15 protein-coding genes and 1 pseudogene are annotated in these 24,417 nt (G+C 59.0%); 3 read left to right on the top strand and 13 right to left on the bottom strand.

Going from position 1 to position 24,417, the window contains the following annotated elements:
• Positions 1-16: 16 nt before the first annotated feature.
• The 10 genes from ACE10Z_RS04775 to ACE10Z_RS04730 all read right to left on the bottom strand — a co-directional run bounded on the left by ACE10Z_RS04775 (position 17) and on the right by ACE10Z_RS04730 (position 15,390).
• Positions 17-364 carry a hypothetical protein gene (locus ACE10Z_RS04775; protein WP_375786903.1) on the bottom strand — a complete coding sequence of 116 codons (348 nt, stop codon included), beginning with the start codon at positions 362-364 and terminating at the stop codon, positions 17-19.
• Entirely contained in the window at positions 348-629 is a 282-nt protein-coding gene (gene hxsA2 / locus ACE10Z_RS04770; RefSeq protein ID WP_375786902.1) for a His-Xaa-Ser repeat protein HxsA2, read from the bottom strand. The genes ACE10Z_RS04775 and hxsA2 overlap by 17 nt, the downstream gene beginning before the upstream one ends.
• Before the next feature lie 577 nt (positions 630-1,206).
• Entirely contained in the window at positions 1,207-4,470 is a 3,264-nt protein-coding gene (locus tag ACE10Z_RS04765) for an ABC transporter substrate-binding protein (protein ID WP_375786901.1), read from the bottom strand.
• 747 nt (positions 4,471-5,217) lie between these two features.
• Positions 5,218-6,927, bottom strand: a complete 1,710-nt coding sequence (locus tag ACE10Z_RS04760) for an arylsulfatase (protein ID WP_375786900.1) — start codon at positions 6,925-6,927, stop codon at positions 5,218-5,220.
• The gene (locus ACE10Z_RS04755) at positions 6,924-7,910 is read right to left on the bottom strand and encodes a formylglycine-generating enzyme family protein (protein WP_375786899.1); all 987 of its coding nucleotides are present in this window, start codon (positions 7,908-7,910) and stop codon (positions 6,924-6,926) included. Before ACE10Z_RS04755 ends, ACE10Z_RS04760 begins: the two co-directional genes overlap by 4 nt.
• A 192-nt stretch (positions 7,911-8,102) precedes the next feature.
• A complete protein-coding gene (locus tag ACE10Z_RS04750; protein ID WP_375786898.1) occupies positions 8,103-9,137 on the bottom strand; it encodes an HAD family hydrolase in 1,035 nt (344 codons plus the stop codon).
• A gap of 218 nt (positions 9,138-9,355) precedes the next feature.
• The gene (locus ACE10Z_RS04745) at positions 9,356-11,005 is read right to left on the bottom strand and encodes an arylsulfatase (RefSeq protein ID WP_375790106.1); all 1,650 of its coding nucleotides are present in this window, start codon (positions 11,003-11,005) and stop codon (positions 9,356-9,358) included.
• A 258-nt stretch (positions 11,006-11,263) separates the two neighbouring features.
• Positions 11,264-12,220 carry a helix-turn-helix domain-containing protein gene (locus ACE10Z_RS04740; protein ID WP_375786897.1) on the bottom strand — a complete coding sequence of 319 codons (957 nt, stop codon included), beginning with the start codon at positions 12,218-12,220 and terminating at the stop codon, positions 11,264-11,266.
• 750 nt (positions 12,221-12,970) lie between these two features.
• The gene (locus ACE10Z_RS04735) at positions 12,971-13,975 is read right to left on the bottom strand and encodes a helix-turn-helix domain-containing protein (protein ID WP_375786896.1); all 1,005 of its coding nucleotides are present in this window, start codon (positions 13,973-13,975) and stop codon (positions 12,971-12,973) included.
• 311 nt (positions 13,976-14,286) lie between these two features.
• Entirely contained in the window at positions 14,287-15,390 is a 1,104-nt protein-coding gene (locus ACE10Z_RS04730; RefSeq protein ID WP_375786895.1) for a helix-turn-helix domain-containing protein, read from the bottom strand.
• Between the two features lie 672 nt (positions 15,391-16,062).
• Here ACE10Z_RS04730 and ACE10Z_RS04725 point away from each other — a divergent pair.
• Positions 16,063-16,866, top strand: a complete 804-nt coding sequence (locus ACE10Z_RS04725) for an LssY C-terminal domain-containing protein (protein ID WP_375786894.1) — start codon at positions 16,063-16,065, stop codon at positions 16,864-16,866.
• A gap of 300 nt (positions 16,867-17,166) precedes the next feature.
• Here ACE10Z_RS04725 and ACE10Z_RS04720 read toward each other — a convergent pair whose 3' ends face one another.
• Complete coding sequence (locus ACE10Z_RS04720) at positions 17,167-18,063, bottom strand: sterol desaturase family protein (protein ID WP_375786893.1); 897 nt, start codon at positions 18,061-18,063, stop codon at positions 17,167-17,169.
• Positions 18,064-18,174: 111 nt separating this feature from the next.
• On the opposite strand from ACE10Z_RS04720, the gene ACE10Z_RS04715 reads away from it, so the two are divergent.
• Positions 18,175-19,080, top strand: coding sequence for a LysR family transcriptional regulator (locus ACE10Z_RS04715; protein ID WP_375786892.1), 906 nt, complete (start codon positions 18,175-18,177; stop codon positions 19,078-19,080).
• Between the two features lie 383 nt (positions 19,081-19,463).
• Here the strand turns inward: ACE10Z_RS04715 and ACE10Z_RS04710 are convergent, their stop codons facing one another.
• On the bottom strand, positions 19,464-20,219 hold the full coding sequence (locus ACE10Z_RS04710; protein WP_375786891.1) for a hypothetical protein: 756 nt from the start codon (positions 20,217-20,219) through the stop codon (positions 19,464-19,466).
• A gap of 914 nt (positions 20,220-21,133) precedes the next feature.
• Here ACE10Z_RS04710 and ACE10Z_RS04705 point away from each other — a divergent pair.
• Positions 21,134-22,541 (top strand): annotated as a pseudogene (locus ACE10Z_RS04705) (transposase).
• A gap of 97 nt (positions 22,542-22,638) precedes the next feature.
• Here the strand turns inward: ACE10Z_RS04705 and ACE10Z_RS04700 are convergent.
• Positions 22,639-24,156 carry an arylsulfatase gene (locus tag ACE10Z_RS04700; protein WP_375786890.1) on the bottom strand — a complete coding sequence of 506 codons (1,518 nt, stop codon included), beginning with the start codon at positions 24,154-24,156 and terminating at the stop codon, positions 22,639-22,641.
• Positions 24,157-24,417: the final 261 nt, after the last annotated feature.

Genomic DNA, 24,417 nt, shown 5'->3' with positions numbered 1-24,417 from the left:
GTCCTCCAGCAGGACTTTATCCGGCATCATTTTGGTTAGCGGCCAGGGCCCCGAAGGCAAGTGCAAGGATCACGTTCCGAATACCGTCAGTTTTCTCGGCAACACGAGCCCGCAAGTTTTCGTCGGCAACTAGATTCAGAAACCGCTCCTTCAGTTCGTCCGAACTGAGTACGGCTGCCTTTTGCGGTTTGGAAGGAACCAGGCGGCAAACGTAGCGGTCGCCCGCCCGGTCAACCTGACAGGTCGCCGTTCCGATCAGACGATACGCCGCCGCATCCAAAGCACTGAGGCTTTGGATGCTTGAATCGAAATCGACAACTACCTCGACCGAAGACGCCGCAGGAAGCTTAGCGGCTGGAGGCATGGGACGCATGAGACGCGTGCGAGGCGTGGGAGGCGTGCTGAGCGACGACGGTGCCATCGGACTGCTTCGTCATGACGAACCCAAGAAGGTCTTCACCCACCTGATAATGGGCATTCGGCTGTAGGTTGTTGACGGTGCTCTCGGTCGCTATCGCGGTGGCACTGTCGGAAATTACTACCTTGGCCTCGGCGTCTGGAACCGACATTCCGGTGAGTGATGCGAGCGCAGCACCTAGCGAAAGTACAAATTTTGACTTCTCAGCCATTTAACCCCCCACTGATAATTTGCTCAAAGAGCAGGCACTCTTACAACCTCCGAGGGCGCAAAGTCCATAGTTCTATTGTCTCAAGGCGCGCCGCGTGGTCGAGCCGACCGATGCAGTGGGTTTGGTGTGACAGTCAAATCACGAACGTCGAGCTGCATTGGCTGCGACGGGAAGTCCGAACCCGACCGGAGCAAATTTTGACCGGCTTGAATTCGGGCTAGCGGAATGGCGTTCGTCAGCCGCCGAAGCTGCCGCGCCTCCTTCTCGGTTGAGCGAGAGAGATTCAAAACCGGCCCCTTATGAGGGCTTTGTTTTCCGCGAAATGCTGTACCGTGCCAATTTCCGGCGTTCTAGGATTCGGAGAAAAATGCGTTCTCCAGGACCATCCACGGCTTATTTTTAGTACGGCCGGCACTCTCCAGCGCGAGAAAACGCACGAAAACGGCCGAGTTTTCGGGCCTGTCTCCGTTTCGAGGTACGAAATGGCGGCGCGCGATGGCGGAGGGAGGGAAGCTAGGACGAAACTTACTTAGAGCCGTCAGGCTCTGCCGAGCCGTAACATATTGACATTGCTCAATTAAAGACGACCGCTTCCGGGGTATCGACCAGCACGGCACTCTTCGCATTCCGTCAGCATGAATTTGGCCACGGGATCGCCGGGAAAGGCCATGAGGACAGAGTGATAGGCCTGCTGGGCTGCCGCAACATCACCAGCCTCGAAGCAGCGCGAGGCTAGCCACGTCATCGCACAGAGCTGCTCGTCCCGGTCGCGAGCCCTCAGCTCCGCGTCAGAGCTGGCGCGCAAGGCAAGCAATTCAAAGATCATGAACTCGGTCTTGCGGCCCTTGACCTGAACCCGCTTCAACGGGCGCGCCAATATCTCGGCCCCTACCTGGTCATAGACGCTGTCGCTGATGCAGATGGTCGTGCCAAACTGCTTGTTAATGCCTTCAAGTCGCGCCGCGACATTTACGCCATCCCCTAAAGCGGTGTAGCTCAGCCGGGCCGAGGAGCCGACATTGCCGACCAATACGTTGGCACAATTGAGCCCGATCCGGATGCGGATTCGCGGCCGTCCTTCCGCTTCCCAGCTATCGTTCACCCGCTCCATGCGCCGTGCCGCTCGCAACGCGCCCGCGCAGGCGCGCAGAACATGGTCGGGGCGCTGAATCGGAGCATTCCAGAACGCCATGACACCATCGCCAATGAATTTGTCGACGGTCCCGCCTTCTACCAAGATCGCGCCCGAAACCTGCTCGAGATAGGTCGAGATCTGCACCAGCAAGTCTTCCGGCGCCAGGGTTTCCGAGTGTGTGGAGAAATTCTCCAGGTCGGAAAAGAACACGGTGAGGAACCGCGGCTCGACGCCCAGGGTCAGCGGAATGCCCGACTTGATGAGCTGGCGGACCACATCGAGCGGAACGAAGGAGGAAAACGATTTCAGCGAGTTGCGAAGTAGCGCAGCTGCCGATTCAAGCCTTGCGATTTCCCTGATGTTGGATGGCCGCGATGCCGGCTCGTCGAATTGCAGACTTTCGATGGCTTGCAATTGCTGCGATACGTTTTCTACTGGCCGAGACAGCCGGCTGGCCGCGATATAGATGAAGAAAAGCTCGATCGTGGTGAGGATGATGATGACCACCATGATCAACCGATTGGTCGCCTTCAACGTCCCCACGAAATCGTCGATTGGCGTCAAGGTGATCACCTGCCAGGGCTGGCCAAAGCCATCCGGGAAATTGGCGAAAGCCGCAATCAGATCCTGTCCGTTTGCAGGGGACCGAAAAACGAAACTGTCGGTATCGGCACCGGCGTGTCGGCGAGAAGCCTCACGGACATCCGGATCGTCGATATCGGTCAGGGTCGCGATCTTGAGTTTGCCGTTCTCGACGCGCACGCTCTTCTGCATATACGGGAAGGCGATGATCTCGCCGCTATTGCGGTCGGCGATCAGGGTGACGCTGTGCGCGCTGGCGCGGTGCTTGTCGAGAAACCGCGACAACACGTCCATGGTGATATTGGCCGTTGCGCAGCCGAGAAAATTGACGCCGCGGAAGATTGGAACACGCAAGTAGAGAATAGGGAATCCGGTGTCGGGATTGATTGCGGGCTCGGTCACCGCAAGGGTCCGTGTCGTCTTGGCCGTCTGATAGCCGGGTAAGGTCCTGATGTCCAAGTCGGTTGCAACATCGTACCCGCCGATTAAATGCGGCCAGACGTCAAAAAATTTGCGATGCCGAACCCGCGAGAGCGCAAAGGTGATCGCATCGATATAGCTGGCGTGCCAATTCGCAGCCGCCGGAATACGGGGGTCGTTACGTCTGCGATCGTCGTCCATGCGGGTGACGACCCTATGATAACCATCCTCGAAACTGACATAGACGGCGTCGATATGCGCTGCCGAGGTCAGCGCGCGGTACAACAGATCATTGCTTTGCTCGATGCGGAAATAGCCGGGATCAGCGGCGGCCACGTCGGCCAGAAAGCGCAACGGGGTTTCGGTGCTGTCGATCAAGTTCTCGGCGCGCTCGACGCCGGAGCGGCTGGTCTGCGCGACCGCGTCGTTCAGGATCGATACCATGCCGGCGGAATTCTTGTTGTAATTGTAGATCAGGATGAAGATGAGAATGGGAATGCTGAGGCAGATGAACAGCAACGACATGACAAGACTCAGCCTCGGCCGCCCTATCGTGGCGACCGGCGGAAATGCTCCGAACCGGGCTAATGCCCTACGCAGGGAGCGGCTTCGGTACAAAGCCAGCGCCATAATCGCCAATCCGGCAACCACAAACAAAACTGCGATCAGCCAGTGCCCTTCCATGTCGTCTTCGCCAGTCCACATCAGTCCCGCGGGCAGCGTATCGTCAGCCAGCAGCCCGAGCTTGTGATAGGTCGTGGCGATCAGTCGCCAATGGGCAGCATCTTGCTCACCGATCCGGCCGGGGCCTGGTCTGACCAGGGTATCCATGCGGGCAGCTTCGAACAGCAGGGCCTCGCGGCTCTTCTTTGCCGAATAGGTCCTAAGGATGAGATCGACCGTCGCCTCCTTGTGCGCCAGCGCATAGGCCCAGCCTTTCAGACTCGCAGTCCTGAATGCCGCCACACGTTCTGGGTGGGCCTTCACCTCGGCTTCGGAGGTGCACAGATTGTCGCCGTAGAAATCGACCCCGTATGCCGCGGGCGAGAAGGTGCGATACGCGGCGCCGAGCTGTTCAAGGACGAATGGCTCGTTGGTGTTGTAGGCGACCATCGCGTCGGCCTTGCCGGCGAGGAGATCGCGTGGATCGCCCCGGTGGTCAATGCGCGGCATCGCCGCATAATCCACACCTTCGTGCTTCAACATGGCAGCGATTTCATCGCTACCCGGCGTGTCCATCAGCGTGCGGCCCCGTAAGTCCGAGACGCTTCTGATGTCGGCCCGGCGCGGCACCAGAATGATCGCTGGGGACTGCTGGAAGATGACGGCCAGCACGACCAGGTGGCGGCCCATCACCCATCCGCGCAGGACGCTGGAGGTGCAGACGCCGAAATCCGCTTGGCCGCCGGCAACCGCTTCGGCGGCGTCGATATCGGGACCGCCCTCGCGGATCGTTACATCGAGACCAATGTCGCGGTAAAAACCCTGCTCCAGTGCGGCGTAGTAGCCGGCAAACTGGAACTGGTGTTTCCATTTAAGTTGCAAGGACACTGGATCGAGCGCAACGGCAGGATGCGATGCGAGCAGCATCAGGCAAACGGCTAATGCTAGCTGTCTCAACATGGTCGGCTGCTGCGCAAGCGCGGCGAGCAGCCACGCTGCCCCTGCTCCGCCCAAGCGTTTGATGAACTCGCGCTGTCGCATCGGACCCCACTGAGGACATGCCTTGCGCAATCCTTGAACTGTAACAGTTTAGAGCCGTCGACGGTATTGAATTGCGAATGCAGCCCCACGCGGATCAGATCATCTCGAGTTTGGGTCTTTTGGACAAGCAGAAACGGCTTGCGATCGCGCGTCAGTACCGTTGGGCCTGGCCGTGATCGGCTATCAGCGGCTCATCCCGTCGCTTGAACCGCAGGTCGGTTATCCCTGGACAGCGTTACAAGTGAAACGCGTGCAATCCTGGTAAACGCCCCGACATTCGTTGGTTGGTATTTGTTTCTTGGCCACGCAATCGCGATATCGTGCACGACAGGTGTTTGCGCATTGCCGCTTGTCGGTCTGAGCCGCCGCGAACAAGCGTGAGGCGAAATCGGTGTCGCGTGCATCAAGTGTTCCCATACTAGCGACCGGCGAAAGCAATGACAGAAGCACTGCGCAGAGAGCGCAAACGGCGTTGTTCGATCTCATAACTTTTCCTCCCTGCACAATGCACCTGAATGGTCATCGGTTCAGTGATGGCGTCTCACCGGCATATGGCTCGTCGCGCATCAATCAGGCGGCTTGCGATTGTTGCTTCGTTGATTACTTAGCTCGTTTGCCTCGCCCGCCACGCGGAGTTCTTTCGGCAGCGGCATTGGTCTCGTTTGCAGCCTGCAAGCATGTTGGGGCCACGAGACGCTCGTCATGACGGACGCCCGGCTTGGGTACCCGTCATGAACTTCAGCGTACCTACTTGGCGATGGCTGCCTGGGCTGCTGCGATTTTCGCTTTCACGGCATCGAGATTGAAGCTCGCGCCCCTTTGCATCGGCGGAAACTCGATCGCCGTCATGGCCAGTTTTTCCACCTGCTGCTGGACAAACACGAAGCGCCAGAACTCGTATTTGAACCAGTCGAAGTATTGCTGGGCACCCTCCTTGGTCCCGCTATTTGGCCAGCCGGTGCGCTCGAAGGGATCGAGGCGAAGGTTGATTAGATAGGGCACGTCAGGCTTGGTTTTTTCACCAAGCCAGCCTCCGGGCTGGTCGATGAAACGATACTTGAAGTCGTCGATGCGCACGGCACCGAGCTCGCTTTCGCCGAAGTAAAAGATTTCGTGCCGGTTCGACGGGCCCTTTCCGGTGATCATGTCCATCTGGTTATAGCCGTCCAGGTGACACTTATAGGTGGTGTCACCAATCTGTTTGCCCTTCTTCAGCTCTTCGGCGATGTTCGGGTTACCGGCTGCGGCGAGAAAGGTCGGAAACCAGTCCAGCCCGGAGATGATACCGTTCTCAACCTTGCCGGCCGGCACCTTGCCCGGCCAGCGGATCATGCAGGGTACACGGAACCCACCTTCCAGGACTGTGCCCTTGCTCTGCGCGAACGGCGTCTGTCCACCGTCCGGCCAGGTGAAGACCTCGGTGCCATTATCGGTCGTGAAAACTACAATGGTATTGTCATCGACGCCCATGTCCTTGAGTTTCTGCATCACGATGCCGACGTCGTCATCGAGCTGCGCCATGCCGGCTTCATGGATCGTCCAGCCGTTCTTGGAATTGCGCAGCGCCTCGTATTTTGGCGACAGATGGGTGACGATGTGCATGCGGGTCGGATTGAGCCACAGGAAGAACGGCTTGTTGTCGGCCTTGGCCTTGTCGATGAACTTCAGGGCGAGGTCACGGATTTCTTCGTCGACGGTTTCCATCCGCTTGGGATAGAGCGTGCCGGCGTCCTCGATCCTCTGCTTGCCAACCTTGCCCCAGCGCGGATCCACGGTGGGATCGTCGACATTGGTCGCATAACAATGGAGCATGTTGCGCGGACCGACGGTGTTCAGCAGCTCCTGCGGATAGCCGGGATGTGCTGGATCCTCCATCGCGTCGAGGTGATAGAGATAGCCGAAGAATTCGTCGAAGCCGTGCACCGTCGGTAAAAATTCGTTCTTGTCACCAAGGTGGTTCTTTCCGAACTGGCCGGTAGCGTAGCCCATACCTTTGAGTGCGGTAGCAATCGTTGCTGCCTGTGCCGGTATGCCTGTGGATGCGCCGGCCTGACCGACCGTGGTCATGCCGGTTCGAATCGGCAACTCGCCGGTGATGAAGTTGGCGCGCCCCGCCGTACAACTCGCCTCGGCGTAGTAGTCGGTGAACATCATGCCTTCAGCGGCGAGCTTATCGAGGTTCGGGGTCCGGCCGGCCATCAGACCCCGGTGATAGGCGCCGATATTCCACATGCCGATGTCGTCACCCATGATGACAACGATGTTGGGCCGCTGGCCGGTCGACGCAGGCGCCGCGGTCGGTTGTTGCGCTTCTGCGGGACTTGTCAGTCCGGCAGCCGAAAACGCCGAAGCTGCGACGAGAGAGCTACCGCTGAGCAACAGATCGCGGCGCTTCAAACCTGTGCTGGATGGCGTGGCGCTCGTCTCGGAATTTTCCGGAATCTTGTCGCTGCTCATGACGTACTCCTCTTCCTGACGATGCAACGGAAACCGACGTGGCTGGCTGACGTATCGATCGGCTCGGCATGGCGTGCGGCCGGACGATAGCGGCGGCAATAGTTGGGAGCGCAAAGATGTGAGCCGCCCTTGAGCACCTTGCGCGGAATCCTGATCTTCGGATCCCGTGGGTCGTAGCTTGCTGCCTCGGGACCACCGCGCGGGTTTTCCGGAATGCAGCACGCCTTCGGCGCATCGGCCTCGTGCTTTGGCGAGTACCAATCCGCGGTCCACTCCCAAACGTTGCCGATCATATCGTGCACACCGTAACCATTGGCCGGGAACGCTGTGACCGGCGAGGTCCGTTCGAACCCGTCGGTCGCCAGATTCTCGTGGGGGAAGTTGCCCTGCCAGGTGTTCGCCATATGCTTGCCGCCGGGCATCAGTTCGTCGCCCCAGGCAAACTCGGCGCCATCCAAGCCCCCGCGTGCGGCGAATTCCCATTCGGCCTCGGTCGGCAATTCCTTGCCGGCCCACTTTGCATAGGCTTCGACGTCACGGTAAGCGACATGTACGACCGGATGATCGTCGAGTCCGCGGAGGTTACTGTGCGGTCCATAGGGACGACGCCAACTGGCTCCAAATTTAAAGGTCCACCATTCGCCCCAATAGCGCAGGTCGACAGCCTGCTTGGGCGGCGTGAAGACGAGGGAGCCGGCCTTCAGCATGTGTGGTAATGCGTTTGGATAGTCCTTTGCATCGGGTGTCAACTCGGCGAAGGTCACGTAGCCCGTGGCGTTGATGAACTCCCGGAATTCATGATTGGTGACGGTCGTTCGGTCTATCCAGAACCCGTCCACGACAACCTGGTGCGCCGGCGCCTCCTCCGGATAGTGTCCATCCGATCCCATGCGAAAAGTCCCGCCCGGAATATAAACCATTCCCTCGTCTGCGGGGCGCTCGACCGCTTGCCCTCGGGCATGTTTCGTACTGGTGAAACTCATCACAAACCCCGACCACAGCGACCGTCAGATTGCCGAATCGCGGCCTCTCGCACTATGCAGTTTCGGCAAAACTATCATCCTGCAAGGGGCCCGCCGGCTGCGGCAACAAAGTTTCACCATGCGTCGCGTTGAGCGATCGAAATACGCTCCATACTGCATTGGCGCTGTCACCGGGCTTGGCGGTTTCCGTCCTTACTCAAAGGCGAAGATCCGCTTCCAGTCCCTCTTCATGTCGGCCACCGTCCACCGGTTAACTGCCGCGGCGTCCAGCGCCACGTCCAGTTTCCCAAAATCTGATTGACGGTCATAGGCATATTCGCGTTCGGCGTCGGTATGGTGGACGATTAGGCCAAACCGAGCGCCGTCGGTGAGCGTCGTCCATTGCAGCATTTCGAGATCGCCGTCAGAGTTACCAAAGGCTGCTATCGGTCGGAGGCCTATATGCTCGTTGATTCCGATCGGCTTGTCTGCCTTGTCGTTGACGAAGTTGACTTCAGGAAGACGGAATAGAGTCGGGGTACCGTCACGCATTTCATATCGGGTCTTGATCGACGATCCGACAACCTGCTCCGGAAGGACGCCGTAGACAGAATCCGTCCATGGTCGCATGAACTCGATGCCGCCGCCTGACACGATGAAGGTCTTGAAGCCGTTCGCCCGCAGGTAGGCAAGCAACTCCAGCATCGGATGGTACACCAACTCGGTGTAAGGTCGTCTGAAGCGGCGATCGCGCGCGTTCGCGAGCCAGTCAGTGACGATCGTCTCAAACTCCACCGTTGTCATGCCGGCGTGCGTGACCGCGACCAGTTCGGCCAGGCCCTTTTCGCCGGAAGCCGCCACCGCCTTCAGGTCGCCATCCAGCACCGCAGCGAAGGGCAGCTTGGCTTTCCATTCCGGATGCATCGGAGCCATGACTTTCACTCGGTCGAGCACAAAGGCGAGCTGCACATACATTGGTTGCTCGACCCAAAGCGTGCCGTCATTGTCGAAGACTGCTATACGCTTATCGGGTGGTACGAAATACGGTCCGCCGTGCTCCGTGACGCGCTCGACGAAGTCGAGGATAGACGCCTTAGCGATGCCGTCATTCCAGGAAGGCAGCGCATCGCGCTGCGCTCGTGCCATCGCCGCGCTGGAGTGAAGTGAGGCTGAAAGTAGCGGAAGCACCGCCAGCGAAGAGAGAAGCACGCGGCGATTAAAGTGAGGAGATCTCGTGACTGGCTTCATGATCGTCTCCATTTGCTCCGGCACATACCGCTTAGTTGCTTGACGCGGGCAGCCTCAGCTTCTCCGGGGCTTGCTCGACCGAGGACGAGCCTGGCCTTTGCGGAAAGCCTTCGGCTTAATTTGTCCGCGGAAAGCCCGTGACGAGAGAGGTTAACCGCTGTGTCTGGCAGTGAAGCGGCCGGCTCGTTGGAGCCGACCACCTTGTTCGGACGTCGAAGTCATTCGCTCTGGTGGCCGGCCTTCTTCATTTCCGCGAGGATGCCGTCGAGGTTATAGGTCTCCGGCGCCTGCATCGGAGGGAAGTCCTTGTACGAGAAGAGCTCCTTTTCCCAGAGCAGTTGGCCGAGGGGCAGGATATTCCAGTCGTAGAGATAGGCTGTGCTCGGCGAGCCGATGGAACCGGCATAGCCCAGCAGCGATTTGGCATCGGAGCCAACTGTCTGCTCGAATGGGTCACGCTTGATGTTGGCGACCTGCGTCCAATGGAAACTCTGCGCTCCGAACAAACCGCCGGTGCCGGTGTCCGGCACCATCGTGTAGTACATCTTCCAGTTCTTGTAGCGTACCGCCGATGGCTGCGCGCCGGTGTAGTAGAAGAAGACTTCGCGCGCCGACTTGTCCGTGCCTTCGAGATAGGCGCGCTGATCGACGCCGTCGAGCGTAGTCTTGACGATGCCGGGATAGCTTCCGGCCTCGATCTGCTTCTTCAAAGCGTCGCCCTTCGGCCCGCCGGCGATGTCGACCAGCGTCGGCAGCCAGTCGAGCGCTGACATCATCTCGTTCTTGATCGTGCCCGGCTTGATGTGACCCGGCCAGCGAACGACCAGCGGAGCGCGCATGCCACCTTCCCAGGTGGTCAGCTTGCCCCCCTTGAAGGGCGTAGTGCCACCATCGGGAAAGGTGATGTTCTCGGCGCCGTTATCTGTCGTGAAGACGACGATGGTGTTGTCGAGCTGGCCCATATCCTCGAGCTTCTTGAGGACGTAGCCGATATTGTCGTCCATCTGCTTCATGCCGGCCTCGTTGAGGCCCCAGTCCTTGCCGCCGGGCTCGCCGATCATCGCCTCGTACTTGGGGGGCAACACGGTCGTAATGTGCATGCGGGCAGGGTTATACCAAACGAAGAACGGCTTGTTGGTCTTCTTGGGATCGTTGCGATCAAGATAGTCGATGACTTTCGCCGAGATTTCTTCGTCCACAGTTCGTGATCGGTCGAGCGTCAAGGGACCTTCGTCCTTGCAGGTCTGGTTCGCTTGCGAGCCGTCCGATGATTTGCAGGCAAGCACCGGCCGCGGCGGCGTCAGGCAGGTCGTTGTCCGCGGGTCGACAGCGCCGGGCACATCGGCCAGACCCGGGACCGGCGTTGCTTTGCACGGCGGCGCGATCCCTTGCACGGTCGGGCTCTTGTTGATGTCGGGGAAGCTCACGCCCTGCATCGCGTCGAGGTGGTACAGATAGCCCCAGAACTCCTGGAAACCATGCGCAGTTGGTAGCGCCTCAGGGTTGTCGCCAAGGTGATTCTTGCCGAACTCACCGGTGTTGTAACCGAGGTCGAGCAAGAACTTGGCGACGGCGGGGGTGCCAGGCCGCAGCCAGGACGGGCTGCCGGGCAGTTGCGGGGGAATCATGCCCGTGCGAAGCGGATGCATTCCGGTGAAGAAGGCATTGCGCCCAGCGGTGCAGCTCTGCTCGGCATAATATGTCATGAAGAGCGCGCCGTCGTTTCCGATGCGGTCGATGTTTGGCGTCTCGCCAACCATCAGCCCTCGGTGATAGATGCTCGGCTGCATGATGCCGATGTCGTCGCCCATGATGAAGAGAATGTTCGGCTTGCCGGCCGGCGCCTGGGCGGATGCCGTCAGGTTCATTGCGGGCAGGCTTATTGCCGCCAAGGCAACACTTGAAACCAGCTTGCTTCTTAAGCTTTTACTGATGTTCATGACTCCAGCTCCTCCGATTGCGAATCGCGATGCGTGTTAGGAAAGATCCTTCGGATTTCGGCGCGTGGTTGCAGGCAACAGTCATTTTTGCCGACGGCTTTCGCCGTGGCCGTCCGCTGCCTGTCGATATCGATCTTCCTAGGTACGCGGAGGGTGCGCTATGCGACTTCGGCAGAACCCTTTAGATCATTCCGTTTTGGATCGAGCGCGGCGCAGCGTTGACGATGGCATTTCGCCGAACACGGCGCGGTAAGCCATGGCGAAGCGCCCGAGCTCCACGAACTGATGGTCGCGCGCGATCGCCGCCACACTTGCCGTCTTCGGATCGGCGCGACGCAATGCCGCGCGCGCCATGTTCAGGCGGCGCAACAAGTAGTATCGGGTCGGGCTCATGCCCAGAAACTCGGCGCAGTATTGTCGCAGGGTGCGTTCCGGCACGCCGATTGCCTTGCAGAGCTGCGAGACATTCAAATGCGGCTCGCTTTGAGCGGCCAAGGCTTCCTCGAACCGGATCATGACATCGGTGTGACGTCGTCTCCGACTTGGGCTTTCGGCGACAGCGCCGGTTGTCAGGCAATTGACAAGCGCGTGAAGCAACTCTTGCTCGAGGGCTCGCGCAACCTCCGGATTGGCGATTATCGCACGTTTGTTTTCAGCGAGCCGACACACCTTTGAAAATAGCCCTAGCAAGCCTTTTGCGGCATCGCGCGCGGGCCGCGTGACGTGGCCTTGTGATGGCGGCCTGATGCTCTGCCCGGTCAGGGCCCTGCTGCAAGCCGCGAGCTGCTCTGGTGGAAGCGATATAAGCCCCCACACGACTCCCGCATCGGTCCGCTGATGGGCGCGCTCGCCGAGGCCATGGAATACGAAATCGCCGAAATCCAAGCCAACCCCGCAATACGCAAAGGACGATTCTCCGCTCGCGGGGAACGAGATGATGGCCTGGGCCGGCGGCAGCACAAGAAAGCCGATGCGCGGGATATTCTCCCGCCCGCGAACCACGTGCAGGCCGCCCACATTCAACCACGTCAGTCGCCCGTTGAAGTCTCCCCCGGCGGTGACGAAGAGGTTGAGCCTCGCAGCTCCAATTGCGGCGCTGTAGTCTTCGGGACTGGCAAACGTGGCTGTGCCGTGCTCCGCCATCCAGGCCGTCTCATTCGATGCGTGCCGTCATCGCGAACCGCAATGGCCGAATGTGCAGGATGGAAGATCAGAGGTGATCCGGCTATGCAACTTCGGAAACTGAGGGCGCTTTCCGGGACGGCCTTCTGTTTCCGCCCTGGGCGCCCTTTTAAGGGGTGATCTGGTCGGCAAGCGGACCAGTCACGGTTTTTGCCTTTTTTGCACAGCCTCTCCCAAAACTTGGGGTAGTCTCTGCGAGACAGTATCCGACCGCAAGTTGGCCGCCGAGAACCGGGGTAACGAAAGTATAGGTCGGCTTAAGCAGCACGAGATCCGCTTGCGCGTTCAAACTGGCATTGAGCTGACATTGACAGTCGGCGAAATCTGCCGATCTGGAGCTCTCTCGCCGCGGCGACCGCAGCGGAAGCTGCCATACTGGTGCGTGCGGGGATATCTAAACTTCAAGGCCTACGGGGAATTCGATGCTGTAATCGGCCGTCTGGCTGGAATACCTGGCTAACATTCGCGATCTCACCGACGGGTGCGACGCCGACCCGGCACCGCGTCACGAAGTAGTCGATCTGGAGCCGCGCGTCCGTTTACAAGCAGTATTTGGTCGGCTCCTCCGTGCGTGGATTGCCGTTAATGTCACTGTCTCTTCCTATTCGTCAGCCAACAGCCCGTGCTGTGCAGCGCCATGCAAGCCGGACCTAGCAATATCGACTATGCGAAAACCGCAGCTCAATCCATCGCGGCGCTGCCATCAAGCGTCTACTGGTAGGTAACGCCAGCGAGCGACGATGGGCGCCTGAGCCGTTCGGGCTTGTCTTGCACCGGCCTGCGCAAGGTTTCCGAAGGAGACTCCCCAAACAAGTTTCGATAAGAAACTGAGAACCGGCCCAGCTCCCAGAAGCCGTGATCGGTAGCGACCCGCGTGACGGTCGTCATCACGGGATCTGCGCGCAATAGTGCGCGGCGTACCAGATGCATTCGTCGCAGGGAGAGATAACGGATCGGCCCCATTCCCAGATGCTCCACGCAGGCGACACGGAGCGTCCGCTCCGCTGTATTAAGAGCCGCGCAGATTTCTGTGAGGTACAGCGGCCGGTCGTGATTTGCTTCCAAAAGCTCTTCTAACCGCAAAACAATTATATTGTGACGACGACCGCCGCCGCTTATCTCAGGCTGCTCGCCCTCCGTTAGGCACCTGACCATCAAGTGGATTAGCTGCTGCTCCAGGGAACGAGCCACTTCGGTCAGCTCTAGAATGTCGGGTGTCGCCTTGGCCATTTGCCCGATGATCTCATGCAACGTCCGCAATCGCGTCATCAAGTAAGGGCTGGGCCGAACGACGTGCTTGTACGGAGACGGTTCATACTTGCCGCCCATGAGCGCTTGGCACGCTGCATCAAAATCATCATCAGTCAGAGACATTCCGCCACAGCGGCTGTTGCCTGCGCTTCTTATATGCATCACATCGGAGTTAGTAACTATCTCACAGGGCGAAATGTTCGCGCCGCGATGTTGAATATCTCGCTGATGTACGTCGGTGAGGAAGCCAATTACTTTGCGTCCCGGTCTGAGGGTGCCGACCTGGACTTGCGGTAGTGTTTCGTGGAGACGCTGCATCCAGAGTTTGTTCAAATTGATCTGCGTCAGCTCCGCGCGAAATTCTCCTTTGGTCGTCGGAAATATCTCCCAATCCGCAGCTCGAATAGCCGCCTGATAGGGAAACGGATCTCTAAACGCGAAAATCTGGCTCGAAGGCATTTTCATTCCCTCCGAGTCTCGTCCGCTTCGCCTGATGCTTGGTGCAACGCATACGTTGATAGATGTGGTTTCGCTTCTCCGACGACCACGATACGCATGCTCGCGATGCTCTGCATTTTAACACGGTGCTCCTGACGATTATATTTCGGCAAAGCTCCCACCAGGGATGCGACCCCTCACAATGCAGGCAACACCAATGTGCCGCGCAACGCCACAAACGACTAAGTTGTTGTAAGACAACGCTCAGTTGATCGCTTAAACCCCGAACAGCTACCGATCAAATTGGCCTGGTCCATTCGCCCAGCTCACTTTGTCCGTTAAGCCGACTCTTTATGATTAGTCTGCGCATGAGTTGAGCTGGGCCGAGCGATTTCGATTGTGCGAAAATCGCGGCTCGGGGCAGATAAAGCCGCCCTCGAAGGGCCTAGCGGTAGTTGACGCGCATCCAGCTGCGAACGCCGCTTCAACACTCCGGGCCTGTCTTTCGCACCCCGGCGCAACGTTTCCGAGGGACACTCGCCAAACACGTTGCGATAAGAAACTGAGAATCGGCCAAGCTCCCAGAAGCCGTGGTCGGTCGCAATCCGCGTGACGCTAACGGTCGAGGGATCCGCGCCCAAGAGCGCACGGCGCACCAGGTGCATTCTTCGCAAATAAAGATAGCGGATCGGGCCCATTCCCAAATGCTCTTGGCAGGCGGCCCGGAGTGTTCGCTCTGCGACACCGATCGCGGCGCAAATCTCCATCAAATACAGCGGCCGTTTGGGATTCTCTTGCAGGAAGTCCTCGAGTCGCGCGACGATCAGATCATGGCGGTGACTACCGGTCGTCACTTCTGACGACTCGCTTTCGTCCAGGCATCTCATCATCAATTGGATCAGTTGTTGTTCGAGAGCACGCGACACCTCAGGTATCGCAAGCACATCGGGGGTCATCTCCGCCATTTGTCCAACCATCTCATGCGCCATCAACAGTCGCGACATGAGGTCAGAATTCGGTCGCACAACAAGCTTGAGCGTTGATTCCGAGTTTTCGCGACCGGTTATAGCCGCGTAGGCCGCCGCGAAGTCGTCGTGCGTCAGAGACATCGATCCCCAGTGGTGGTTCGCCCTGTTTCGTTGATGTTGGGAACCTGCCCTCAGGATGATAATATCACCGAGCAAGACTTCATGACCGCAGTATACCATCACCTGCTCCCCGGTGAGGAACGTAATCGTTTTCCGACCGGGCTTGGCGGACCCAGCGACGACGTGCGGCAGATTTTCATGGCCGCGCTCCATCCGCAGCTTTTCCAAGTCGATTTGCGTTAACTCTGCCCGAAACTTACCCGTGCACGTGGGAATGACTTCCAAATCGAAGATGCGCAGAGCTGCCTGATACGGTAATGGATCGGAAAAGACGAAAGAGTTGGTGAAGGGCATCCCACACTCCTTGCCGAACTGGAAAATTGCTTGCCGCGCGAGAGCGGCGTCCAAATTCTATAAGAGGTCGTTGGCGTTTCACTCCGGGGACGAGAGGCCTGATCCCGTCATGGCCTGGACTGCAATAGATAGTGGCGTCTTCACTCAGGGACAAACAGTTTCCTAATAGGTCGGGAACCTGCCACAAAACCTATGCGTGTGCAAAGCAAAAGAGACGGCGACCGGGCTCTTGGGTACTGACGATTTTCATCGCATTGCGCCTTCCTCTCACAATCAAGAAACTGACGGCCGGCAAGATCGCCTTCTAATCCTTCTCACTTTGACCAGGTCCACCCTACGGTGGCCGTGTCCACAACGGCGTCGAGACGTCTCTATTCCAACAGATCGCCAACGGAGTTGCATGCGGGGCGACCGAATAGGGCGGCGGATGGAATTCTCGATCTCGGCGGGCCAGGCTGATTTGTCGGCGATGAAATTGACATCAAGCGTCCGAAAGAGCGGGGTGCCATCCCGGAATCTTCTGCAATCCGGCCGCTTCTGCATATTCGATTGATTGAAAATGCCTCATACGATCGGTAGCGCGCCATCCGCACTGGGAGGCAACGTTCACCTAAGTCCCTGACTTGGGTCGCGCCAAGGCGCCTTTGTTAGCAATAGCGGGGATGGCTTCAAATGAAACGATCCAAAAAACGCCGTCGTTGGCTGATCATTCTCGGGGCCGTGCCAGTCGTCTATTTCATATCGGCTTACCTCGTGTTGCCTGCGATGTGGAGCCACCATGAGCATGAGCCAGATTTGACGGATCTGCCCATGGTGACGCGCACCTCTGCCGGCATTCCGGGCGATGCTCTAAACGTCGGGCTTGTCGGCGGCAAGGAAGACATCATTCGCGCCATGAATGCCGCTGAATGGTTTCCCGCTGATCCGATCACGTTGAGAACGAGCATCGAAATCATCGGCAGCGTCATGCTTGACCGCCCATACCGGGACGCGCCCGTTAGTCCGCTCTACTATCAAGGGAAAGAGGAACAGCTTGCTTTCGAGAAGCCAGACGGTAGGAGCGCCGATCGGCGGCACCATGTCCGGCTGTGGCAGGTTCTTGAAAAAGGTACAGATGGTCGCCCAGTTTGGCTGGGGTCGATCACCTTCGATCGTGGTGTCGGACTAAGCCACGACACGGGCCAAGTCACCCATCATATCGGACCGGATATTGATGCTGAACGTGACCTGCTGATGCATGATCTGAAGGTGGCTGGCATGGTCGAGGCGTTTTTCCAGATTTCCGGAATAGGACCGACCCTCTTCGGTCGAAATGGAGAAGGCGACGCCTATTACACAGATGGAGAAATCGACGTCGCCCGCCTGGTCGCGAACGGTGCCAGGAGAACCCAACCACCAACTGAATTGCCGCCTCCAACCGTGATCGCCCTCAAAGATCAAGCCTGGCACGGAATCAGCAGGCAATTCGCCCAGTGACGCGGTCGCGGCTTCGGCAGGGGGGCCATCCTGGCAACGCGGGCGCTAACGCTCGAAAGACTCTCTTGCCTCTGATGGAGACCTGTACGATACGGTTGAAAGCCGGCACAACCGCCGTGCTCCGCCTAGCCGCGAGCACGATGGTTTCCATTCCGGTCATCTCTGCGTGGCAAATAGGCCGCTCGCGAACTATACGCTTACGCATTTCAGTTCCTTCCGAGGCATCGCGAACGTCTGCTGTTGCCCCTCGATTGCGCGACCCACACGGGCGGGAGCAAACCAGCAGTCTGGCGCGGTCGCTCAAGCAGCCTTCTCTTTAACTTCGGTCTGTAGGTCGGCTTCGGTGAAGCCATAGCCGCCGGGGCGCAGCGCCGAATGCTCGCGCTTGGAGTGGATTAGTGGGTAGAACATCTGCGTCGTCCAGCGCTCCGGGCCAAAAAGAATGTCGTCCTGCAGGCCGATCTTGGCCGGATATTTGCGCGTGATATGCGCCGTGCCGAACAGCACATCCCAGAAGAACAGCAGGTTGCCGAAGTTGCCCTTGTAGTGGCCGATGCCATCTTCGTTGGTAAGAGCGTGGTGCGCCCAGTGCGTGGCCGGTGTGGAGATGGTGCGCTCCAGCACCCACATCAGCGGATGCAGGGCGCGTATGCGGTACAGCGGCGCGTCCCACGCCCAGGCGCAGTGCGCACCCAGGATGACCGCCAGCTTGATCACCAAGTACGCCGCGTAGACCGGGCCGAAACCAAGGTATACCGCCACGCCGCCGATCCACAGGCCCGGCATCATTAGGTAATAGAAGAAGTTGTTGCGGTAGGTAATGCGCACGCTCATGTAGGCCGCGCTGTGGTGCGCGCGGTGCAGCGGCCACAGCAGCGGCGTGTGCGAGGCGCGGTGCCAGAGGTACTGCGTGAGGTCATCGCCGATCAGCAGCAAGCCGGTCATGGCCCACCACGGTAGGTTGGACCAGGCGTTGTGTTGCGCGGGCATGAGCCAGTTGCACAAGGCGTTGCTACCCAGCAGTGCGATCGGCTGGGTGATGGCTAACAGACTGACGAACATCAGCACCTCGAGCCACGCGTCGTTGGCTGTCGCGGTACCGCGCACGGCGGCCTGGTAGCGCCGGGTAATGAACTCCATGGCCGCAAAGCCTAGGATGCAGGCGCCGATCAGGAGGTATTGCAGTTGCGAGCTCATGTGGGGCGTCTCCGCTCTCATGTTCTGGATTGTGAGAATAATCTTAGTAGTTGGCGTCGTAATGCGTCCAATGCATAATTCGCATTGTTTTGATGCATAGAGAGCAATGCCATGGACCTGCGCCGCCTCAGCCACGTCGTTGCCCTTGCGGACACTTTGCACTTCGCCCGCGCCGCCGAAGCAGCCCACCTCAGCCAGCCGGCCTTCAGCCGCAGCATTCAAGCCATTGAGAGCGACCTGGGTATTCGCCTGTTCGACCGCGAAGTTGGGGACGTGCGTCCGACCCCGGCCGGCAAATTCGTCATCGAGCGAGCGCGCAAGCTCCTGTTCGAAGCACGTTGCCTGCAGCGCGACATAGATCTTTACCGCGACGGCCAGCTCGGCGACACGCCCTTCGGTGTCGGACCACTGCTGACGATCACCCTAATGCCACGCGCGCTTGTAGCGCTGCGCCGCGAGTATCCGCAGGTGGCGCTGCGCATGGAGGTCGGCAACTGGTTGCAGTTGCTGGAGAGCCTGCGTTCCGAGAACATTGAGTTCTTCGCCGCCGATGTGCGCGACATGCCTAGGGATGCTGCGCTGGATATCCAGCTGATCGGAGGGCAACCGGCTCACCTCTACGTGCGAGCAGGCCATCCGCTAGCCGGCCGCGAGCACACGCTGCAGGAAATCTGGGCGTACGGTCTCGCGGTGCCTAAGCTACTGAGCCCCTCAAAGGTGGAACTAGCCGCCCTGCTGGGCCTGCCTGAGGGCCAGGAGGCCACCATTGCGCTCGAGTGCGACAACTATGGCATGCTCAAGACGGTCGCGCTCACCACGGATACCGTTCTGGGTGCGACGACCGCGGCGGTGGGGGAGGAGCTGGAATCCGGGAGGCTCGTCCGACTTATCGTGCACGGCTGGCAATCGCCGACGTCGACCACGGGCATTGTGCGTTTGCGAGGAAGAACCTCGTCGCCGGCAGCTAAAGCAGCCATCTCAGCGATCGTGCGCGCCGCGGGCGAGATCAACGTGTAGGCGCTTTACAGCACCGGCGCATGGTTCGGTGCAGATGTTTTTGCAATGTCGGGACCGATGTCAGGACGGAGCGCTAGCCGGTGAGAAACGAGAGGCTGGAGCTCCCATTGAAAATAAAGACCGCTCATGGCCGGCTGCGCCTGCGAATGATCGACCGCCGTATGGAAGTCCGATCGAGCAAGCACCACAAACTGATAAGTTCCAGCCGATCTGTGTTTATTGGCCGGCCATTTGGCCAGCCCGCATCCTTTCGATCTTCATGAAATTTCGGTGCGATTCTTCTTTTACAAATACGCGCAGGTTTCGTCGCGCGCTCCCCGCACGTTGCTGCGCCTCAGAAAGATCCCGAAACCGATGGGATGCAATACCGCGCGGACCATCGTCTACTGCGTATGACCGAGGGCCACACTTTTTAGGTTTTCCGGACCGACATGAATGAGACCGTGACGTGGGGCGTCGATATCGGCGATCAAAAAGAAGGAGCTTGCGACGACGAGGGGAAGGACGAGAGCCAGTGGCATAGAAGTCCGCGCGCGATAGCCCAACAACACTGTGCTGCACAAAGCGATTGCTGCCATTAAGAGCCATGCAGCGATAGGAATTCGGTTCCACTCTGCTGCCTGAGCGTCGCCCTGAGCTTTCAACACATCATTCATGCCGGCGACTATGAGGGCGACCACAGGCGTTGGCTGCGCCGCCGCAGCTTCGCGGATGGGTACCCAGAGATCGCCCTCCAGTTGGCTGGTGCGCTGAGCTATCTGCGCCCGTCGCGAAATGTCCCTGATGTCATAAAACAATATGCGCTGATCAAGATATTCTCTCAGCAGCTTGCGTACTTTCTCGGCCTCTACTGGCTGCAACAATTCGGCTCGCGCTATTTCAGTACGGGTCGCGCTGGCCTCCGCTTCTTCAAGCCTCTTGCGCTCATCGTAGCGGTTCGTGGCCATGGCGAAGCTAAAGCCTATGATCAGCGCCAAGAGTGTCAATGTAGCCGCAAGAATGATGCCCAAATCGTCTTTATGATCTGCCGTGACAGTTGGGTATCGCTTGTGCAAGGAGGCACCCGCTATCGTGGCAATCGACAGGAAAACGAAAGTAAGGACAAACACAAGAAAAGGATAATGCGCCAAGCTTTCCATGGTGACCCTCGACTGCGAGCTGATTGGCCGTTTGTCATCGTGAAACGTTTACGCCGTCTGAGCGCAAGACGACCAGACCAGCCGCAAACCGGACCGCCTTTGGCCGTTATGCAACTGTGACAGCGTGACACGTTGATCCTATATGGTCATGAGGCTTCCTGCTGCCACTCGCCCATTCCGTCTACTTGCACCAAGCGTGGCTAGACCGGCACCCAACCGCTGGGTGCGGAGCCGAAAGGGGTCTGTCGTCGCAGCGCGCTCGCTTTCCTTCGAGACGCGCCTGCATTTGGACTTGTCGCTCCTGCTGCGGTTCTGACGATCTCACCGGCTAAAGCCCAAACCACCTTTACTCCCGCCATCATAGCGACGCCGCCCACGGACGGCGAAGTCTTGCACGGAGCGGCGACAGGAACGGCGAAGCGTACGCAGGACGCCGCAAGGACGCGCATAGCGACTGCCGACAGCTGCGTGGTCCTCCCATGCTCGCCTCTGCATGGGTCGGCGCTGAAGAGTTTGCACAGTGGGTCTAGAAGTCTACCATGACTAAACGGCCATTGGTTGCTGATTGGCTGCAGCGGCGAATTGCGCGTTCGTCCTTGCAATTACTATGTCTCGTCCTCTGAAAATAAATACCGCTTCGCACCAGCGACACCCGATTCATCGGCTCCCGGCCCCTTCGTAAGCGATTCAGGTATCAATGGTTCTCGAAGGAACAGCTGCTGCGTCGTTGAGAGCGGGGAACAAGATCGCCATCGGCTAGAATAAATCCCTGAGTGAGAGTTATTCATGTCTGCTACGGGTCCAAACTCGAAAGTCAGAACGCGCGATCGTGGCGTCCGCTTCACCCCCGACACCGGACTTTCATTTGCCAGCGCAGCACTTCCGAAAGGGGCCGATTGTGTTGAAAAAGGCGCATGTTGCGACGCAGAGGGATCAGTGATTCAGTCTGTCTAATTGGCAGGACTGAAGATCATGATGGGGCTCGGCAAGTCGAGCAGGCTGCGTTGTTCTATGAGTTCTCGCTCGAACGGCATATTCCCGCCGACCACTTGCTTCGGTCGATCGATAGATTTGTCGACCTTGAACAGGTCAGGCAAGACCTGGCACCCTTCTACAGCAGCATCGGTCGACCTTCGATTGATCCCGAGCTGATTATCCGGATGCTACTGATCGGTTACTGCTTCGGCATTCGATCGGAGCGGCGCCTGTGCGATGAGGTTCACCTCAATTTGGCCTATCGGTGGTTCTGCCGGCTCGGTCTGGATGGGGCGGTGCCGGATCACTCGACATTCTCCAAGAACAGGCATGGCCGTTTCCGGCAGAGCGACCTCTTCCGTCGCGTGTTCGAGAGCGTGTTGGACCGCTGCATCGAGGAGCGACTGGTCGGCGGCGAAGGATTTGCCGTTGACGCGAGCCTGATCAAGGCCGACGCCAATCGGCAGAAGGGGATCGAAGGCGACAAGGGGCTTCCGCCGGAGGCTGCCGGCCGAGCGATCGATGAGTATCTGGCTGTCCTCGATGATGCCGCTTTCGGAGCAGCGACCGAGGTCACGCCGAAGTTCGTGTCACCCTCCGATCCAGCGGCGCGCTGGACGGGGCGCACGGCGGCCAAGCGTTCTTCGCCTACTCGACGAACTACCTGGTCGACATCGAGAACGCGATCATCGTCGATGTCGAGGCGACCACGGCAATCCGGCAGGCGGAGGTGTTGGCCGCCAAGCGCATGATTGAGCGTTCGCTCGAACGGTTCGATCTCTATCCGAACCGGCTCCTCGGTGACAGCGGCTACGGCTCGGCCGAGATCTGGCCTGGCTGGTCTATGAGCACGGCATCGAGCCGCACGTCACAGTCTTCGACAAGTCCGCCCGCACAGACGGGATCTTCTCGCGCGATGACTTCACCTATGACCATGCCGGGGACCTCTACCGTTGCCCCAGCGGCAAAGTTCTTACCACGACCGGAACGCTGGTGAATGATGGCGCCACCATGCTTTATCTCGCCAGCAAGCATGATTGTGATCGCTGCGCATTGAAGTCCCGGTGTTGCCCTAAGCAGCCTCCACGGAGGGTGCCGCGCTCGATCTACGAGGGCGCTCGCGACATGGCGCGCCAGATCGCAAGATCATTGGAGGGCCGCACTTCGCGTCGGCTCCGCAAGAAGATCGAGATGCTGTTCGCGCACCTCAAGCGCATTCTTAAGCTCGATCGCCTGCGACTGAGGGGCCCGAACGGCGCGCGTGACGAGTTCACCCTCGCAGCCACCGCTCAGAACCTTCGTAAGATGGCCAAGCTGATCCCGATGCAAATCCCCAGGCCCGCATAGCGATGGACCAAGCGCTAGGCCGCTTCGGAGCTTGCGCCAAACATCGGATTGCCGCCGCCTTTTTCAACGAAATCGGCCAGAACCGGACGCAAGATGTCTAGTCCCAGCCGCCACCGCCACTACGAAACTGCGTGACGTTCGGGGCCGGTGGATTTGGATATTTCTTGACCGATGCCAAGTATTCCTCAACTGCTTTAAGTGCGGGTTCAGCGACGATAGGAAACAACCCAAATACGTTCAGATCTTCGTGTTGGTCCATCTCGATGTTGAAGACCTTCGGATAGCCTGCCATGGGAGCACTGGCTGATCCGGGCCCGGGTTGACGTTGGGGGCCGATGCCTGTCGGGTGTACGTCGGTAAAGTACACACGCCATTGCTTCCACCGCGAGGCCACCAACTCGCCGCCGATAAAGCTCAACAGAGTGTCACGCTTCCCCGTCTCGCTCTTCCCGAGTAGCACGTCGCTCTGATCAACGCCGTCAATAGGACGGTCGGTGGGCGCCTTGGCCCCGATGATGCTGGCGAACGTCGGGAAGAAGTCCATGATAGATAACATCGCGTAGGAGTTGGTGTTCGGCTTGACGTGGCCCGGCCAGCGGATGAAGCAAAAGGTCCGGATCGAGCCCTCCGTCACTTCACCAAGCTCACCACGGAACGGGCCCGGGCTGCCCATGTCTGGCGTTCCTAAATTGCCATATTCACGAAACGCTTCTCCCGACGGGCCGTTGTCGGATGCGAACACGAGAAGCGTATTGTCATCCACACCGAGTTGCTTTAGCGCGTCTAGGATCTGGCCAACGTGATAGTCGCCCTCCATAAGCTTGTCGCCGTAGTTGCCGATGCGAGACTTACCCTTGAATTGGCTGGAAGGCAGGTTGGGTATGTGACCCATTGAGAACGGCAGGTAAAGGAAGAACGGCTTCCGCGCCGCCGTCTGCCTCTTCATGAACTCGATCGACTTGGCCACAAGCTCGTTATCGATTTCAGCTCGTACTTCCGACGTGAAGGGCTTGACGTTGTGTAACTCGCCGCCAGCCGTCGCCTCCACGATTTGTGGCCCCCGGGCCAGCAACACGGCGGGCGGCGCAGCGAATGAATGTGTGATTTCGATCTTTTCGACATACGTTGCCGAGTCCCACGTCATGTCGGGCGGAATACCGTAGAACTCGTCGAACCCATGCGCAGTTGGAAGACTTTGCGGTTCGCTGCCCAGATGCCACTTGCCGAAGATGGCCGTGGCGTAGCCCTGCTCCTTGAACAGCTGTCCCATCGTGACCGATTGCGCTGAGAGCGTATTCGGCCCTCCCGGAAGGATGATGAGCGATAGCCCCTCGCGGATCGAATAACGTCCGGTCATCAAGGCCGCCCGCGACGGCGTGCAAGCCGGTTCGACCAAGAACTGGGTAAGCCGCAGGCCTTCGCGGGCTAATTGGTCAATCCTTGGTGTCGGTGCGCCGCGCAGCTCGCCTCCGCCGTAAGGACCAAGATCGCCGTACCCGACATTGTCGGCGAGAATGAAAACGACGTTTGGCTTTTCGGGTTGTTGTGCGGCCGTCGAAGCAGTTTCCGTCAAAGCCAAAACTGCCAGCAAGCTAACGGCTAGGTGTCTGCTCATTCCCAACCTCCGTCGTCAAAAGGTTTCGGATAAAGAGTCATAACGCCACCGGCGTGACACGCTATGCAGATTCGGCAGGATCAAATCACTGCCTGTATGGCCGCTTAGGGTCTCAAAAGCCGACTTAAGGGACGGGCTCATAATAGCGGCCCGGAGTGGCGACGCCACGCTGTGCGCTTGCGGGCGTCGCGGCGAACGAACCGGCAATCGTTGCGACCGCGACAAAAGCAGCAAATGTCTTCATTATAGGCCCTCCTGTGC

The sequence above is a fragment of the Bradyrhizobium sp. Pha-3 genome, from assembly GCF_042258615.1.
In the GTDB taxonomy this organism is placed as follows: Bacteria; Pseudomonadota; Alphaproteobacteria; order Rhizobiales; family Xanthobacteraceae; genus Bradyrhizobium.
The sequence above is the reverse complement of the archived record's forward strand: the minus strand, read 5'-3'. Positions and strand labels throughout refer to the sequence as shown.